The organism is Streptomyces poriferorum, from assembly GCF_019399235.1.
GTDB classification, from domain to species: Bacteria; Actinomycetota; Actinomycetes; order Streptomycetales; family Streptomycetaceae; genus Streptomyces; species Streptomyces poriferorum.
This window is the reverse complement of record NZ_JAELVH010000062.1, coordinates 23493-39572: the sequence shown is the minus strand read 5'-3', so window position 1 is coordinate 39572 and position 16080 is coordinate 23493. Positions and strand designations below refer to the sequence as shown.

General features: G+C 71.7%; 13 protein-coding genes and 1 pseudogene. 5 read left to right on the top strand and 9 right to left on the bottom strand.

Going from position 1 to position 16080, the window contains the following annotated elements; translation table 11 throughout:
* Positions 1–57 precede the first annotated feature (57 nt).
* On the top strand, positions 58–1260 hold the full coding sequence (locus JGS39_RS13955; protein WP_148016182.1) for an amino acid deaminase/aldolase: 1203 nt from the start codon (positions 58–60) through the stop codon (positions 1258–1260).
* A 16-nt stretch (positions 1261–1276) separates the two neighbouring features.
* Here JGS39_RS13955 and JGS39_RS13950 read toward each other — a convergent pair whose 3' ends face one another.
* The 4 genes from JGS39_RS13950 to JGS39_RS13935 are packed head-to-tail and all read right to left on the bottom strand — an operon-like array spanning position 1277 to position 5778.
* Positions 1277–2212 carry a DUF2510 domain-containing protein gene (locus JGS39_RS13950; RefSeq protein ID WP_219569252.1) on the bottom strand — a complete coding sequence of 312 codons (936 nt, stop codon included), beginning with the start codon at positions 2210–2212 and terminating at the stop codon, positions 1277–1279.
* Positions 2213–2243: 31 nt separating this feature from the next.
* Complete coding sequence (locus JGS39_RS13945) at positions 2244–3032, bottom strand: 3-oxoacyl-ACP reductase (protein ID WP_219569250.1); 789 nt, start codon at positions 3030–3032, stop codon at positions 2244–2246.
* Positions 3033–3037: 5 nt separating this feature from the next.
* Positions 3038–4402, bottom strand: coding sequence for an aldehyde dehydrogenase family protein (locus JGS39_RS13940; protein WP_219569248.1), 1365 nt, complete (start codon positions 4400–4402; stop codon positions 3038–3040).
* Positions 4403–4410: 8 nt separating this feature from the next.
* Positions 4411–5778 carry a glutamine synthetase family protein gene (locus JGS39_RS13935; protein ID WP_219569246.1) on the bottom strand — a complete coding sequence of 456 codons (1368 nt, stop codon included), beginning with the start codon at positions 5776–5778 and terminating at the stop codon, positions 4411–4413.
* A gap of 114 nt (positions 5779–5892) precedes the next feature.
* Here JGS39_RS13935 and JGS39_RS13930 point away from each other — a divergent pair, with 114 nt between their 5' ends.
* Together JGS39_RS13930 and JGS39_RS13925 are read left to right on the top strand one after the other, a co-directional pair.
* A complete protein-coding gene (locus tag JGS39_RS13930; RefSeq protein ID WP_219569244.1) occupies positions 5893–6582 on the top strand; it encodes a gamma-glutamyl-gamma-aminobutyrate hydrolase family protein in 690 nt (229 codons plus the stop codon).
* Positions 6583–6761: 179 nt separating this feature from the next.
* Entirely contained in the window at positions 6762–7826 is a 1065-nt protein-coding gene (locus JGS39_RS13925) for a class I SAM-dependent methyltransferase (protein WP_219569243.1), read from the top strand.
* 33 nt (positions 7827–7859) lie between these two features.
* Here the strand turns inward: JGS39_RS13925 and JGS39_RS13920 are convergent.
* A pseudogene (locus JGS39_RS13920) lies at positions 7860–8162 on the bottom strand (aminoglycoside phosphotransferase family protein); the annotation flags it as partial.
* A 35-nt stretch (positions 8163–8197) separates the two neighbouring features.
* The gene (locus JGS39_RS13915) at positions 8198–9130 is read right to left on the bottom strand and encodes a LysR family transcriptional regulator (RefSeq protein WP_219569242.1); all 933 of its coding nucleotides are present in this window, start codon (positions 9128–9130) and stop codon (positions 8198–8200) included.
* 70 nt (positions 9131–9200) lie between these two features.
* On the opposite strand from JGS39_RS13915, the gene JGS39_RS13910 reads away from it, so the two are divergent.
* A complete protein-coding gene (locus JGS39_RS13910) occupies positions 9201–10349 on the top strand; it encodes a TDT family transporter (RefSeq protein WP_219569241.1) in 1149 nt (382 codons plus the stop codon).
* Between the two features lie 16 nt (positions 10350–10365).
* On the opposite strand, the gene JGS39_RS13905 is transcribed toward JGS39_RS13910, so the two are convergent.
* From JGS39_RS13905 to JGS39_RS13895, 3 genes are all read right to left on the bottom strand, one after another.
* Positions 10366–10911 (bottom strand): helix-turn-helix transcriptional regulator, encoded by a 546-nt coding sequence (locus tag JGS39_RS13905; protein ID WP_219569239.1) that lies wholly within the window; start codon positions 10909–10911, stop codon positions 10366–10368.
* Positions 10912–11081: 170 nt separating this feature from the next.
* Complete coding sequence (locus JGS39_RS13900) at positions 11082–13718, bottom strand: ABC transporter permease/substrate binding protein (protein WP_219569237.1); 2637 nt, start codon at positions 13716–13718, stop codon at positions 11082–11084.
* Positions 13711–14835, bottom strand: coding sequence for a quaternary amine ABC transporter ATP-binding protein (locus tag JGS39_RS13895; protein WP_219569236.1), 1125 nt, complete (start codon positions 14833–14835; stop codon positions 13711–13713). Before JGS39_RS13895 ends, JGS39_RS13900 begins: the two co-directional genes overlap by 8 nt.
* A gap of 259 nt (positions 14836–15094) precedes the next feature.
* Here JGS39_RS13895 and JGS39_RS13890 point away from each other — a divergent pair, with 259 nt between their 5' ends.
* Positions 15095–16003, top strand: coding sequence for a 5'-3' exonuclease (locus tag JGS39_RS13890; RefSeq protein ID WP_219569260.1), 909 nt, complete (start codon positions 15095–15097; stop codon positions 16001–16003).
* Positions 16004–16080 lie beyond the last annotated feature (77 nt).

Sequence of the window (16080 nt, the reverse complement as noted above, 5' to 3'; positions counted from 1 at the left end):
CGATCTGCGCAGATCGTCCCCCTACCCAGCGGTACAGCTGTCTGGCAAGCTGCGGCCATGACTGCCCGCGCCGCTGACCGGACCCGTTACAACCGGGCCACCGCCCATCTCGACGCCCCGATCGCCGTCGTCGATCTGGAGGCGTTCGACGCCAATGCCGACGATCTCGTCCGGCGTGCGGCGGGGAAGCCGATCCGGGTGGCGAGCAAATCGGTGCGCTGCCGGGCGCTGCTGGAGCGGGTGCTGGCGCGGCCCGGTTTCGCCGGGATCATGTCGTTCACCCTCGCCGAGTCGCTGTGGCTGGCGCGGGCCGGGTTCGAGGACGTCCTGCTCGCCTATCCCTCGGCCGACCGCTCGGCCTTCGCCGAACTGGCCGCCGACCCGAAACTGGCCGCCGCCGTGACCGTGATGGTGGACGACCACTCCCAGCTGGAACTGATCGACGCGGCGCGGGCGGGGGGCACGGAGGAGATCCGGGTCTGTCTGGAGCTGGACACCTCGCTGCGGATGCTCGGCGGCCGGGTCAGGATCGGGGCGCTGCGTTCGCCGCTGCGCTCCCCCGCCCAACTGGCGGAGCTGGCCAGGTCCGTCGCCCGCCGGCCCGGTTTCCGGCTGGTGGGGCTGATGGCGTACGAGGGGCATATCGCCGGGGTCGGCGACTCGCTCGCGGGCCGGCCGCTGCGCTCCCGGGCGATCCGGCTGATGCAGGCCACGGGCCGCCGGGAGCTGGCGGCCCGGCGGGCCGAGGTGGTGCGGGCGGTACGGGCCGTGGCGCCGGACCTGGAGTTCGTGAACGGCGGTGGCACCGGGAGCGTGCAGCACACCGCGGCGGAGGCCGCGGTCACGGAGATCGCGGCCGGTTCCGGCCTCTACGTGCCGCGGCTGTTCGACAACTACACCTCGTTCACGGCGCGCCCGGCGGCCCTGTTCGCCCAGCCCGTGGTGCGCCGGCCCGGGGTGGGCGTGGTGACGGTGCTCGGTGGCGGTTATCCGGCGTCCGGGGCCGCGGGTGCGGACCGGCTGCCGGTCCCGTATCTGCCGGAGGGCCTGCGCTACGACCCGCAGGAGGGCCCGGGCGAGGTGCAGACCCCGTTGCTCGGCGCCGCGGCCGACGATCTGCTGATCGGCGACAAGGTGTGGTTCAGGCACGCGAAGGCCGGTGAGCTGTGCGAGCGGTTCGACGAGCTCCAGCTGATCGAGGGGGACCGGGTGACGGCGACCGTGCCGACGTACCGGGGCGAGGGCCGTACGTTCCTCTGAGCCGCCCGCCGGCTCCTCAGGGGGCGACGGAGCTGCCGACGCCGCCGCCGGTCTCGCTGTCGCCGAGGGGCCGGATGCCCTGGGTGAGGGTGTCCATGAGGGCGAGTGGCACGCCGTCGGGCCCGGCGTCGAAGGCGTAGCGCACGACGACGGGCGACTCGCTGCCGACGGCTGACGGGAAGACGAGCGACTGCACATAGCCGCCCGGCCCCTTGCCGGTGACGACCCGCCAGCGCACCTGGTATCCGGTGCGTCCGGCGACGCTGACCGGGCCGGCGGCGATCTGACGGTGGGACATGATGCCGCCGTGGATGGGCCGGCCGATGATGTCCTCCTCATATGCCCGGTCAGCCGCGGCGACGATGTCCTTCTTGGCGATCGCCTCGGGCGTGGCGGGGTCGGTGCCGCCTGCGGTGCGGACGGTCACCGTGCCGTGATAGCAGAGTGCGGAGGAGGTACCGGGGCAGTAGTAGGCCTCGGAGTCGGCCGTACGCATCGTGAGCATCTCGTCGACGGGATGCTCGACCCGCTCCCAGCCGTCCGGGATCGGCAGCGTGATGCCGTTGAGCTGGTCGACGAGCACGTCGGGGTCCTCGCCGGCCGCTGAGGGGTCCGGCGACGGACTGTCGTCGCCGGGGGCTCCGTCGGCGGTGTCGGCGGAGCTCGGGGCGGAACGGTCCGACCGGGGCGCGGTGGGTTCGGTGCCGTCGCCCCGGTTGAGCAGCATCGCGCCCGTCACGGCCACCACGACGACCGCCACACCGGTGGCCACGAGCGCGACGGTCCTGGCAGCCGAGGCGCCGGCCCCGCCGTCGCCCCGGCCGGGCACGGGCCGCTGGATCACGGTGGCGGACGGGCGCGTGTGGGCGGTCCAGCCCGCCCCGTCCCACCACCGCTCGTTGCCGGGGGCGGCCGTGTCCGGGTACCAGCCGGGCGGTGTCGCGTTGCTCATCGCCCCACCTTAGGTTCCCGGCGCAGGGGCCCTACAGCGGTGTGACGTACGCCCCGGAGATCCCGCCGTCGACGAGGAAGTCGGTGGCGTTGACGAACGAGGAGTCGTCGCTCGCCAGGAACGCGACGGCGGCCGCGATCTCGTTCGCCTCGGCGAACCGGCCGAGCGGAATGTGCACGAGCCGGCGGGCCGCGCGCTCCGGGTCCTTGGCGAAGAGTTCCCGGAGCAGCGGGGTGTTCACCGGCCCCGGGCACAGGGCGTTGACCCGGATGCCCTCGCGGGCGAACTGGACGCCCAGCTCGCGCGACATCGCCAGCACGCCGCCCTTGGAGGCGGTGTACGAGATCTGGGAGGTCGCCGCCCCCATTCTGGCGACGAAGGAGGCGGTGTTGATGATCGAGCCCCGGCCCTGGCGCCGCATGTAGGGCAGGGCCGCCTTGCAGCACAGGTAGACGGAGGTGAGGTTGACGTCCTGGACGCGCTTCCACGCCTCCAGTCCGGTGGTGAGGATGGAGTCGTCGTCGGGCGGTGAGATGCCCGCGTTGTTGAAGGCGATGTCGACGGAGCCGTAGGTGTCGTACGCCGCCTTGAACAGTGCCTCGACCTGTTCGGGGTCGGTGACGTCCACGCGTACGAAGATGCCGCCGACCGCTTCGGCGGCCGCCCTGCCCGCGGTCTCGTCGATGTCTCCGCAGACCACGTGCGCTCCCTCGGAGGCGAGCCGGTGGGCGGTGGCGAGGCCGATGCCGCTGCCGGCGCCGGTGATGACGGCGGTGCGGCCTACGAGGCGGCGGCAGATGTTCCCGTTGTCCGTGGTCATACCGTTCAGGCCTCCGTGCTGAGGAAGACGTTCTTGGTTTCGGTGAAGGCGGTGAGGGCGTCCGGGCCCAGTTCGCGGCCGAGGCCGGACTGTTTGAAGCCGCCGAACGGGGTCCAGTAGCGGACCGCGGAGTGGGAGTTGACGGAGAGGTTGCCCGCGCGGACGGCCTGCGCGACGCGCAGCGCGCGTCCCACGTCGCGGGTCCAGAGAGAGCCCGCGAGGCCGTAGTCGGTGGCGTTGGCGAGCCGGACGGCGTCCGCCTCGTCCTCGAAGGGCAGGACGACGGCGACCGGTCCGAAGACCTCCTCGGTGGCGACGGGCGCGTGTGCGGGTACACCGGTGAGGACGGTCGGCGGGAACCAGAATCCGGGGCCCCCGGGCGCGCTGCCGCGGAGCCCGGCGGCGTCCTCGGGGACGTAGGCCCGTACCCGTTCCAGCTGGGTACGTGAGATGAGCGGGCCCATCTGTGTCTTCTCGTCGGCGGGGTCGCCGACGACCACCGCTGCGAGGGCCGGGGCGAGGAGTTCCAGGAAGCGGTCGTACACGGAGCGCTGGACGAGGATCCGGGTGCGGGCGCAGCAGTCCTGCCCGGCGTTGTCCAGGAAGGACAGCGGGGCGGCGGCAGCGGCGGCTTCGAGGTCGGCGTCGGCGAAGACGATGTTGGGGCTCTTGCCGCCGAGTTCGAGGGTGATCCGCTTCACGTGCTCGGCGCACTTGGCCATGATCTGTCTGCCGACGCGGGTGGAGCCCGTGAAGACGATCTTGGGGACTCCGGGATGCTCGACCAGCGCGTTGCCGGCCTCGTCGCCGGCGCCCGGCAGCACCTGGAAGAGGTGTTCGGGGAGGCCTGCCTCCCGGGCGAGCTCCGCGAGCCGGAGCGCGGTCAGCGGGGTGGTCTCGGCGGGTTTGAGGATCACGGCGTTGCCCGCGGCGAGGGCGGGGGCCGTCCCCCAGGCGGCGATCGGCATGGGGAAGTTCCACGGGGCGATCACCCCGATGACGCCGAGGGGTTCGAGCAGCGTGAGGTCGATGCCGCCGGGGACGGGGATCTGCCGGCCGCTGAGCCGCTCCACTCCCCCGGCGGCGAAGTCGAGCAGATCGCGGACGTTGCCCGCCTCCCAGCGCGCGTTGCCGATCGTGTGCCCGGCCTCCCGCACCTCCAGCCGGGCCAGTTCCTCGGTGCGGGAGTCGACGGCGACGGCGAACCGGCGCAGCAGCCGGGCCCGGTCGGCGGGGGCGAGCGCGGCCCAGACCTGCTGGGCCGCGGCGGCGCGGCCGACGGCGGTGTGCACCTCGGCCGCCGTGGTGGCGGGGACGGTGGCGAGGAGTTCCTCCGTCGCCGGGTTCAGTACCTGGTGCTCGCGGGTCAAGAGGGTCCTCACAGGCGTTCGAAGGAGCGTCGGAGCTCCCAGTCGGTCACCGCTGCGTCGAAGGCGTCGAGTTCGACGCGTGCCATGTTGCGGTAGTGCGCGACGACTTCGTCGCCGAAGGCCTCGCGGGCGATCTCGCTGTGCTCCCAGAGTCCGGCCGCATCGCGCAGGCTGGTGGGGACGTGGTCGTACGCGGCGGCGTAGGCGTTGCCCTCGCACGGTTCGGGGAGTTCCAGGGCGTGCTCGATGCCGTACAGGCCCGCGGCGACGAGTCCGGCGACGGCGAGGTACGGGTTGACGTCGCCGCCGGGAAGGCGGTTCTCCAGGCGCAGGGACTGGCCGTGGCCTACGACGCGCAGGGCGCAGGTGCGGTTGTCGTGGCCCCAGGCGACGGCGGTCGGGGCGAAGGAGCCCGGCTGGAAGCGCTTGTAGGAGTTGATGTTCGGCGCGTACAGGAGCGAGAAGTCGCGCAGGGCGGCGAGCTGGCCGGCCAGGAAGTGGCGCATCACCGGGGCCATGGTGCCGTCGGTGTCCGCCATGACGCTGCGTCCGGGCGCGCCGGTGGAGCGGAGCGAGAGGTGGATGTGGCAGGAGTTGCCCTCGCGCTCGTTGAACTTGGCCATGAAGGTGAGCGCGACGCCCTCCTGCGCGGCGATCTCCTTGGCGCCCGTCTTGTAGACGGCGTGCTGGTCGCAGGTGACCAGGGCCTCGTCGTACCGGAACACGATCTCGTGCTGTCCGGGGTTGCACTCGCCCTTGGCCGACTCGACGGTGAGTCCCGCGCCCGCCATCTCGTTGCGGATGCGGCGCAGCAGCGGTTCGACGCGGCCGGTGCCGAGGACGGAGTAGTCGACGTTGTACTGGTTGACCGGCGTCAGGTCGCGGTAGCCGCGGTCCCAGGCCTGTTCGTAGGTGTCCTTGAAGACGATGAACTCGAGCTCGGTGCCGACGTGGGCCGTGTAGCCGTGCTCGGCGAGGCGTTCCAGCTGGCGGCGCAGGATCTGGCGGGGCGCGGCGGTGACGGGTGAGCCGTCGGCCCAGGCGAGGTCTGCGGTGACCATCGCGGTGGCCTCGTTCCACGGCACCATGCGCAGGGTGGTGAGGTCGGGGTGCATGGCGAAGTCGCCGTAGCCGCGGTCCCAGGAGGACATGGCGTACCCGTCGACGGTGTTCATGTCGGTGTCGACGGCCAGGAGGTAGTTGCAGCCCTCGGTGCCGTGCCGGACGACCTCGTCGAGGAAGAAGGCGGCGGCGAAGCGCTTGCCCTGGAGGCGTCCCTGCATGTCGGGGAAGGCCAGGACCACGGTGTCGATCTCACCGCTGTCGACGAGGAGGCGGAGTTCCTCGACGGCGAGCGGGGCTGTTCGGTCGGACACGGATGGATCCTCTCCTCGCGGGCCGACAGATGATCCAAATCTACGGGCGGGGCAAGGGATTTGGATACGGTGCCGGTTCGTTCCGCGTGCCGTGCGAGTGAAGTGAGGCGTCCGATGAACCGTCCTGTGATCGGGATCAGTACCTATCTGGTGGCTTCGGCGCGCTGGGGCGTCTGGGACCTTCCGGCGACGCTCCTGCCCGCCGGCTACGCCCGGCTGGTCCGGGAGGCGGGCGGGGTGGCGGTGCTGCTGCCGCCGGACGAGCCGGAGTGTGCGGCGTCGGTGCTGGCCCGGCTCGACGCGGTGGTGGTGGCGGGCGGGCCCGATGTGGATCCCGCGCGGTACGGGGCGGAGCGCGACCCGCGGACCGGGCCGCCCGCGCCGGAGCGGGACGGCTGGGAGGCGGCGCTGATCGGGGCGGCGCTGGAGTCGGGCACGCCGCTGCTCGGGATCTGCCGCGGGATGCAGCTGCTGAACGTGGCGCTCGGCGGCACGCTGGCGCAGCATCTGGACGGGCACACGGGGCCGGACGGGACGACCGGTGTGCTCGGTACGCACACGGTGACTCCGGTCGCGGGGACGCTGTACGCCTCGGTGGCGCCCGGCCCCTGCGACGTACCCACCTACCACCACCAGGCCGTGGACCGGCTGGGCGCGGGGCTGGTGGTCTCGGCGCGCGCGGCGGACGGCACGGTGGAGGCGGTCGAGCTGCCGGGGCCGGGGTGGGTGCTCGGGGTGCAGTGGCATCCGGAGATGGGCGACGACGTGCGGGTGATGGGGGCGTTGGTGGCGGCGGCGGGCTGAGGCGGTGTGCGCTCGGCGGACCCGCGGAAACGGCCTCCGGCCCGGGCGGCCACCGGCGCCCGTGCGGCGTAGCGTGGCGAGAAGAGTATGCGTCGCCGTCTCGTCGGGCCGCCCGCCGTGAGCGCGGCCGTCCGTCCGTCCCGCCTCCTTCTCGTGGCCCGGCACCGAGAGGAGGAACGATGTCCGTCACAGCACCGGATGCGGTGAAGCAGGAAGCGTTCGCGGGCCGCATGGTCCAGGTGGTGAACGACACCTGCCTGGGTCTGATGGCGGGCCTGGGTCACCAGAGCGGTCTGTTCGACGAGATGGCCAGGATGGCGCCCGCCACTAGTGCGGAGATCGCGCGGGCCGCCGGTCTGAACGAGCGTTACGTCCGGGAGTGGCTGGGCGCGATGGTCGTCGGCGGCTTCGTCGACTACGAGCCCGGGCAGGGCACGTACGCGCTGCCGCCCGAGCACGCCGCCTCGCTGACACGGGCGGCCGGGCCGGACAATCTGGCCAGGATCGCGCAGGACTTCGGCATGATGGGCGAGGTCGAGCAGCAGGTGCTGGAGGCGTTCCGTACCGGGGGCGGGCTGCCGTACTCGGCGTATCCGCGGTTCCAGGGTCTTCAGGCGGAGGAGTCCGGTGAGGTCTTCGACCTGGCTCTCGTGAACGGGATCGTTCCGCTGGTGCCCGGTCTCACGGAGCGGCTCCGCTCGGGCATCGAGGTGCTGGACATCGGTACCGGTCACGGTCACGCGGTCAACGTCCTGGCCCGGGCCTTCCCGGCGAGCCGTTTCCAGGGGCTGGACATGTCCGAGGAGGGCATCGCCGCCGCGCGTGCCGAGGCCGCCGCGCTGGGGCTGGCCAACACAGCCTTCGACATCGGCGACTGCGCCGAGGTGTCGGGCTCGTACGACCTGATCACGGCGTTCGACGTCGTCCACGACCTGGCCCGGCCGGCCCGCACGCTGGCCTGCGTGTCCGCCGCGCTGGCCGAGGACGGTGTGTTCCTGATGGGGGACATCGCGGCGTCCAGCCGTCTGGAGGAGAACATCGACCACCCGCTGGGCCCGGCGCTGTACACCTTCTCGGTGTTCTACTGCATGAGCGTGTCGCTGGGCGAGGGCGGTGAGGGTCTGGGCACCGTATGGGGTGAGCAGACCGCCCGGAAGATGCTCGGCGAGGCGGGATTCGGCCGGATCGACACCCAGCGGGTCGAGGGCGACATCCTGAACGTCTACTACGTGGCGCGGCGGTGAGACCGCGGCCACGGCCCGCGGCCTCCGGTCCCGTCACCCGGCGAGCCGGCGCCTCAGCCAGGCCACCGCAGCCGCGCCCCGGGCCGCCCGGAACGCCCGGAGCGCCGGCAGGCCCGGCGGGTCCGGGTGCAGCGAGTGCGCGACGAAGCAGCCGGCCGGCGCGGCGAGCACGGCGGTGACCCGGGCAGGGTCCGCGTCCCTGCCGAGCGGGTGGGCGGTGAAGGTGGCCTCCGGGTCGGGGCCGCCCTGGGCCGCCACGCACGGCAGCATCGTCAGCAGGTCGGTGCGGTCATGGTCATGCGCCCATCCTTCCGGCGCGGCCCGCGGGCGGGCCGGCGGATTGCCGGCGGCTGCGGCTGCGGCCGCGCCCCTCAGTCACCGGACGGGTTCGACCGCGTCAGGGAGAGCAGGTCGCGGGCCGGGCCCGTGGGGCGGTGGCCCGCGGGCCAGACGGCGCGGAGCTGACGGCGCAGGCGGACCCCGGCGATCGGGACCTTGACCAGCCGCCGGGCCGAGAGTTCCTCGCCGAGGGCCAGTTCGCTCAGGACGCACGGGCCGGCACCGCTCTCCGCCGCCCCCTTCACCGCCGTGGTGGAGGAGAGCTCCAGCAGCGGCTGGGCCAGTCCCCCGTGCACGGCGAGGGCGGCGTCCAGGACCTGGCGGGTGCCGGAGCCGCGCTCGCGCAGGATCAGCGGTGTCACGGCCAGCTCCCGCGGGGTCAGCGGGGTGCGGCGGCGGGCCCAGGCGTGCGAGGGGGCGACCACGACGACGAGGCGGTCGTGCGCGATGACGGTGCCGTCGAGCCCCTCCGGCACGGACAGGCCTTCGACGAAGCCGAGATCCGCCTCGCCGGTCAGCAGCCGCTGGGCGACCAGCGCGGAGTTGCCGGCGAGCAGCGAGACCGCGGTGTCGGGCCGTGCACCGCGCAGGGCGATCAGCCAGCCCGGGAGCAGGTATTCGGCGATGGTCATGGACGCGGCGACCCGCAGCCGGGAGTCGCGGCGGTCCCGCAGGGCCTGCGCGCCCGCGTCGAACGCCTCGGCGGCCTCGACGACCCGGCGCGCCCAGTCGGTGACGAGCGCTCCCGCGTCGGTGAGACGGGAACCGCGGGGCGAGCGGTCGAGGAGGGCGAGGCCCAGCTGTCGTTCCATCGAGCGGATGCGGCTGCTGGCGGCGGGCTGGGTGATGCCGACGTCCCGGGCGGCCCGTCCCAGGCTGCCGTGCCTGGCGACGGCGAGGAGCAGCTCCAGGGCGCCGAGATCGGGTACCCGGTGGGAGAGGAGTGCGGGAGCGTCGCTGGTCATAAGTCCACCTTATGACCTCATAGGCCGGGACTCCCTGGTGGGGGACGGTCCGGGTGCCGAGAATCGTGGCATGGCCATCTTTCCGCAGACCCGCACCGCTCCCCCGTACTCGGCCGCCGCCCGGCGGCCGTCCCTGCGGCACTTCGGCCCGAACTGGTACGCGACCGTCATGGGCACCGCGATCGTGGCGAGTGCGGGCGCAGCCCTGCCCGTGCACGTGCCCGGGCTGCGGGCGGCCTGCGCGGCGGTGTGGGTGCTCTCCGCCCTCCTGCTCGCCGCCGTCCTCGCGGCCCGCGCCGGACACTGGGCGGCCCACCGCGACCAGGCCCGGGCGCATCTGCTGGACCCGGCGGTCGCACCGTTCTACGGCTGTCTCTCGATGGCGCTGCTGGCCGTCGGCGGGTCCGGGATGGTGGTCGGCAAGGATGTGATCGGACATCGGGCGGCGCTCGCCCTGGATGTGCTGCTGTACACCGCGGGCACCCTGACAGGGCTGGCCGCCGCCGTGGTGATCCCGTATCTGATGATCGTGCGCCACCGGACGGAGCCGGGCAGCGCGTCCCCGGTGTGGCTGCTGCCCGTGGTGGCGCCCATGGTGTCGGCCGCGCTCGGGCCGCTGCTGGTGACGGAGCTTCCGGCGGGCCAGTGGCGGGAGGCGCTGCTCCTCGCCTGCTACGCGATGTTCGGGATGAGTCTGCTGGCGACGCTGGTGATGCTGCCGCTGGTCTTCGCCCGGCTCGTCCACCGAGGGCCGCTGCCGCTCGTGCTGACACCCACGCTGTTCCTGGTGCTCGGCCCGCTGGGCCAGTCGACGACCGCGGTCAACGCGCTGGCCGATGTGGCGCCGGGTGCGATCCAGGCACCGTACGCCTCCGCGCTCGGTGCCTTCGCGGTGCTCTACGGGGTGCCGGTCATGGGGTTCGCACTGCTGTGGCTGACCCTGTCCGGCGCCCTCGTGGTGCGGGCGGCGCGGGGCGGGATGACGTTCGCGATGACGTGGTGGGGCTTCACCTTCCCCGTCGGTACGTGTGTGACGGGGGCCGCCGGTCTGGCCCGGCACACCGGTCTGGCGGCGTTCACCTGGCTGGCCGTGGCCCTGTACGTGCTGCTGGTGGCGGCCTGGGCGGTGGCCGGGGCGCGGACCGTGCGCGGACTGATCGGCGGGGAGCTGCTCGCGGCGCCGCGGGGCGCCGCGCCGGTGACGGCAGGGGCCGCGTGACCGGGGCCCCTGGCCCTCAGCGCCGCGGGTCGAAGGTGGCGTCGATGTGCTCGGCGACGGCGACGAACAGCAGCCGGGTGCCGGGAACGGTGGCGCGCCAGCGGTGGCGCACCCCGCCCGAGAGGAACAGGGTGTCGCCGCGCTCCAGCCGGTAGGCCTGGCCCTCGGCCTCGACCTCGGCGGCGCCCTCCGCGACGTACATCACCTCGTCGTTGCGGTGCTGGAACTCGCGCCCCAGGTCGAGCTCCCCGGTGAATTCGAGGGCACTGAGCTGATGGCGGCCGCGCACCACCCTGCGCACGCCTTCCTCCTCGCCTCCGCGCACGACATCGACCGCGCGAGCCGAGTCCGCCGCAGCGCGCAGGCGCGCGGTGGTGGTCTCCAGGGCTTCGGCGACCCGGTCCAGGGAACGGGCACTGGGTCTGGCCCGCTCGTTCTCGATCTGGCTGAGGAACGGCACGGACAGGCCGCTGCGCGCGGCGACCGCGGCCAGGGTGAGTCCCAGGGATCTGCGCTGTCGGCGGACCGCGGCACCCACCCGGAGTGTTTCCTTGTCGTCCATGTCCGGCTCCCTCCCGACTCGCCATCCTTCCGGTTGCGAGCACCTTACGCACACCGTTGGGCGAGGAAGGCCGGTATAGGGACGTTCCGACAGCCCGAAAGGGGTGGGCACCGCCACCGGCGGTGCCCACCCCTTCGCGTGACGTGCCCCCGATGGGGCCGCTGCCGCTGTTACTGCGTGGGAGCCATCTTGTCCGCGATGCCCGGGTTCATATCCATCCAGGCCTTCACGGCTTCCTCCTCGTGCCCCGCGCCGCGCTTCTGGATCTGGTTCTCCAGGCCGGCGAGCTGGTCCTCGCTGAGCTTGAAGTCCTTGAACCACTTGGTCAGCTGCGGGTAGTTCTGCGGGAACTCCTTGGAGGCGATGGTGTGCAGCCGGTCGCCGTCACCGAACGCCTTCTTCGGGTCCTGGAGCTTGGTCATCTTGTACTCGCTGTACGCCCAGTGCGGGGTCCACAGCACGACGGCGATGGGCTCCTTCTTGGCGTACGCGCGCTTCAGCTCGGCCAGCATCGCCGGAGTGGAGCCGTCGACGACCTTGTACTCCTTGTCCAGGCCGTAGCCCGGCAGCACGTTCTTCTTGAGGTTCTCCATCGTGGCGGTGCCCGGTTCGATGCCGATGATCCGGCCGTTGAACTGCGAGCCCTTGCCCTTCAGGTCCGCCAGGGACTTCACGTCCTTGACGTAGTCGGGCACCGCGATCTCGATGGAGGTCGGGCCGTACCACGAGCCGATGTCGGTCAGCTTGGTGCCGTACTTGTCCCAGTAGTTCTTCTGGGTGTACGGCAGCCAGCCGTCGAACTGCACGTCGATCTGGCCGCGGGACATCGCGGCGTACATCGGTCCGACCTCGAACTGCTTGAGGTTGATCTTGTAACCGCGGTCCTCCAGGACGGCCTTCCACAGGTACGTGGCGGCGATGTCCTCCTCCCAGGGGAACCAGGCCATCTCGACGGCGCGGTCGCGCTCGTCCTTGCCGTTGGCGCCCTTGGAGGTGGTGGCCTTCTTGACGGGGGTCCACTTGTCGGCGACGCCCGGGTTGGCCTTCAGCCAGGTGCGGACGGCCTCCTGCTCCTTGCCGGAGCCGCTCTTCTGGATCTGCGCCTCAAGACTGGTGAGCTGGTCCTCGGTCATCTTGAAGTTCTTGAGCCAGTTGCCGACCTCGGGGTTGTCGGCCGCGAAACCCTTGCGGGTCAGCGTGTGGATCCCGTCGCCCTTGCCCCAGAGGTTCTTGGGGTCCTTGAGCTTGGTGAGCTCGTACTGGTTGTAGGCCCAGTGCGGCGACCAGAGAGGAACGACGATCGGTTCCTTCTTGGCGTACGCCCGCTTCAGCTCCGCCAGCATGGCCGGCGTGGAACCGTCGACGACCTTGTACTCCTTGTCCAGGCCGTAGCCCGGCAGGATCTTGTCCTTGAGCAGGCCCGTCTCACCGGCGCTCGGCTCGATGCCGACGATCCGGCCCTTGAAGTCCGACGCCTTGCCCTTCAGGTCGTCGAGGGAGTCGACGCCCTTCACGTACGAGGGGACGGCGAGCTCCAGAGAGGTGGGGCCGTACCAGGAGCCCATGTCCTCCAGGCGGTCCTTGTACTTCTTCCAGTACGAGGCGTGGGTGACCGGCAGCCAGGAGTCGGTCTCGAAGTCGATCTGACCGCCCGCCATACCGGTGTACAGCGCGCCGGCCTCGTACTGCTTGACGTCGACCTCGAAGCCGCGCTGCTCCAGCATCTCCTTCCACAGGAAGGTGGAGGCGATGCCTTCGTCCCACGGGATGTAACCCATGCTGATCTTCTTGCCGGCCCCGATGTTCTTGGGGTCCGAGCCCGCGGTGCTGTCCTTGTCCGAGGAACCGAACATGCCCATGCCGCCGGCGACGAGCGCGAGGACCACGATGCCGACCAGGGCGACGACGGGCTGCGGGCGGTAGTTCCACACCTTCAGCCCGCCGGTCACCGCCTGCGCCTTGGCGAGCGCGCGGCGGGCGAGCGGGGAGACCTCGCGGCCCAGGGCGCTGGTCATGCGGTCCAGGTACATCGCCAGGACGACGATGGAGACACCGGCCTCGAAGCCGAGGCCCACGTCGACGTTGCCGATGGCGCGGTAGACGGAGCCGCCGAGGCCGCCGCCGCCGACCATGCCGGCGATGACCACCATGGACAGGCCCAGCATGATGACCTGGTTGATGCCCGCCATGATCGTGGGCAGCGCGAGCGGCAGCTGCACCCGGAGCAGGGTGTTGCGCGACGTGGTGCCGAAGGCCTCGGCCGCCTCGACGAGTTCACCGTCGACCTGGCGGATGCCGAGCTCGGTCATCCGGACGCCCGGGGGCAGCGCGAAGATGATGGTGGCGATGATCCCGGGGACGACACCGACGCCGAAGAAGATGACGCCCGGAATCAGGTAGACCATGGCGGGCATGGTCTGCATGAAGTCGAGGACCGGCCGGGTCACCGCGCTGACGGTCTTCGAGCGGGACGCCCAGATACCGAGGGGGATGGCCAGGACCAGCGTCACGATGGTCGCGACGAGCACCAGGGTGAGGGTGTCCATCGCTTCGTCCCACAACTCGACCGAGTCGATGAGGGCGAAGCCGACGAACGCGAGCACACCGGCGAGCAGGCCGCGCAGCCACCAGGCGATGACGGCGACGATGCCCGCGAAGAGCAGGGGGGCGGGAGCGGAGAGCACGGCGGCGATGCCGTCGAACATGCCGCTCACCACGGAGCTGATGGCGTCGAAGAGCCAGGCCAGATGGGTCTGGAGCCAGTCGACGGCGGAGTCGACCCAGTCGCCGAGATGGAGCCTAAACACTGGCCACCTTCTTAAGGGAGGCCTTGGCGTCCTGGGGAGCCTCGGTCGGGGTCATCGGCTCACCGAGCACGGCGAGCAGCCGGGCCCTCGGCACGACGCCGACGAGCTTGCCCTTGTCGTCGGTCACGGCGACCGCGACCCCGCTCTGCGAGCAGGGCGTGAACAGCTCGATGATCGGGGTGGACTCGGCGACGGTGGCCGGTGCCTCCCGCAGCACGTCGGCGGGCGTACGCAGTTCCCTGCCGTCGTCCGTCGTGGTGCCCATCACCGTGTGCGGTTCGGCCATGATGGCGCCCGCGGTCAGCACCCGGGAGCGGTCGACGTCCTGGGTGAAGGAGGCGACGTAGTCGTTGGCCGGGGTGACGAGGATGTCCTCGGCGGTGCCGAGCTGGACTATCTCGCCGTCGCGCATCACCGCGATGCGGTCGCCGAGGCGCATGGCCTCGTTGAGGTCGTGGGTGATGAAGACGATGGTCTTCTTCAGCCTCTTCTGCAGCTCCAGGAGCTGGTCCTGCATGTCGCGGCGGATCAGCGGGTCGAGCGCGCTGAAGGACTCGTCCATCAGGAGCAGGTCGGCGTCGGTGGCGAGCGCGCGGGCCAGGCCGACGCGCTGCTGCATGCCGCCGGAGAGCTCGTCGGGCCAGGACTTCTCCCAGCCGGCGAGACCGGTCATCTCCAGTGCCTCGGTGGCGCGGCGGTTGCGCTCGGCGCGCGGCACACCCTGCACCTCCAGGCCGTAGGCGGCGTTCTCCAGGACGCTCCGGTGGGGGAAGAGCGCGAAGTGCTGGAACACCATGCTGATCTTGGTGGAGCGGACATGGCGCAGCTCGGCGGCGCTCAGGGCGGTCAGGTCCTGGCCGTCGAAGAGCACCTGGCCGGCGGTGGGCTCCAGCAGCCCGTTGAGCATGCGCAGCAACGTGGACTTGCCGGACCCGGACAGACCCATCACGACGAAGATCTGGCCCGGTTCCACGGTGAACGATGCATCGATCACCGCTGCGGTCGTTCCGTCGGCGCGCAGCGCTTCACGGTCCGTGCCGCTCTCGAGCTTCCGTACGGCTTGATCGGGTCGTCTGCCGAAAACTTTGTACAAGTGTTCGGCTTGCAGCCTTGACACATACACCTCACGCGTTGAACCGAAAACGGTCTGCCACCCCCTCCGGCAGACCGTGGAGCGGTGCGGATTCGGTCCGCATGGCACGTGCACTAGTTGAAAATGCGACGTGGTCCGCTCCGATGGCGCGCCTGCCCCCACTTACACAGGGCAAACACAAGAGTGACCCAGGTCATAAAAGAGCGGCACGGGTTGGGGAACCGCGTCCGCGGCGGCCGGTGTCAGTGGGGTGCGGCATCATCGGGGTGTGACGCGACGCCTGATGCTCCTCGACACCGCCTCCCTCTACTTCCGCGCCTACTTCGGGGTGCCCGACTCGGTGCGCGCGCCGGACGGGACACCCGTCAACGCCGTGCGCGGACTGCTGGACTTCATCGGCCGCCTCGTGCAGGACCACCGGCCGGACGACCTGGTCGCCTGCTGGGACGCGGACTGGCGGCCGCAGTGGCGGGTCGACCTGATCCCCTCGTACAAGGCGCACCGCGTCGCCGTGGAGACGGACGCGGGGCTGCCCGACGAGGAGGAGACGCCCGACACGCTGGCCCCGCAGGTGCCGGTGATCGCGGACGTCCTCGACGCCCTGGGCATCGCCCGGGTCGGCGTCGCGGGATACGAGGCCGACGACGTGATCGGCACGCTGACCGGCCTGGCGACCGGCCCGGTCGACATCGTCACCGGCGACCGGGACCTCTACCAACTGGTGGACGACGCCCGCGGGGTGCGGGTGCTCTACCCGCTGAAGGGCGTCGGCACCCTCCAGATGACGGACGAGGCGTGGCTCCGCGAGAAGTACGGGGTGGCCGGCTCCGGCTACGTCGACCTGGCGCTGCTGCGCGGCGACCCGAGCGACGGACTGCCGGGCGTTCCCGGCATCGGCGAGAAGACCGCGGCCAAGCTGCTGGACGCGTTCGGCGATCTGGCCGGGATCATGGCAGCGGTCGACGATCCGGCCGCCAAGCTGACACCCTCGCAGCGCAAGCGGCTCGACGAGGCCCGCGACTACGTGGCCGTCGCGCCGACCGTGGTCCGGGTCGCCGGTGACGTACCCCTGCCGGAGTTCGACCCCGCACTGCCCACCGAACCCCGGGACCCCGCGACACTCGAAGCACTTGCGGACCAGTGGGGACTGGGCGGGGCTCTGCAACGCCTCCTCACCGCCCTTGCCACCTGAGCGGCTGCATTGAGCGGTGGCGCTGCGCGGTGGCATTGAGCGGTGGCGCTGCGCGGTGGCATTGGGCGGTGCGCCGA

Excerpts from the sequence above, each read along its gene's own strand:
- JGS39_RS13955 (WP_148016182.1), top strand. The coding sequence starts at position 58 with ATGACTGCCCGCGCCGCTGACCGGACCCGTTACAACCGGGCCACCGCC.
- JGS39_RS13950 (WP_219569252.1), bottom strand. The coding sequence starts at position 2,212 with ATGAGCAACGCGACACCGCCCGGCTGGTACCCGGACACGGCCGCCCCC.
- JGS39_RS13945 (WP_219569250.1), bottom strand. The coding sequence starts at position 3,032 with ATGACCACGGACAACGGGAACATCTGCCGCCGCCTCGTAGGCCGCACC.
- JGS39_RS13930 (WP_219569244.1), top strand. The coding sequence starts at position 5,893 with ATGAACCGTCCTGTGATCGGGATCAGTACCTATCTGGTGGCTTCGGCG.
- JGS39_RS13925 (WP_219569243.1), top strand. The coding sequence starts at position 6,762 with ATGTCCGTCACAGCACCGGATGCGGTGAAGCAGGAAGCGTTCGCGGGC.
- JGS39_RS13915 (WP_219569242.1), bottom strand. The coding sequence starts at position 9,130 with ATGACCAGCGACGCTCCCGCACTCCTCTCCCACCGGGTACCCGATCTC.
- JGS39_RS13910 (WP_219569241.1), top strand. The coding sequence starts at position 9,201 with ATGGCCATCTTTCCGCAGACCCGCACCGCTCCCCCGTACTCGGCCGCC.
- JGS39_RS13905 (WP_219569239.1), bottom strand. The coding sequence starts at position 10,911 with ATGGACGACAAGGAAACACTCCGGGTGGGTGCCGCGGTCCGCCGACAG.
- JGS39_RS13890 (WP_219569260.1), top strand. The coding sequence starts at position 15,095 with ATGCTCCTCGACACCGCCTCCCTCTACTTCCGCGCCTACTTCGGGGTG.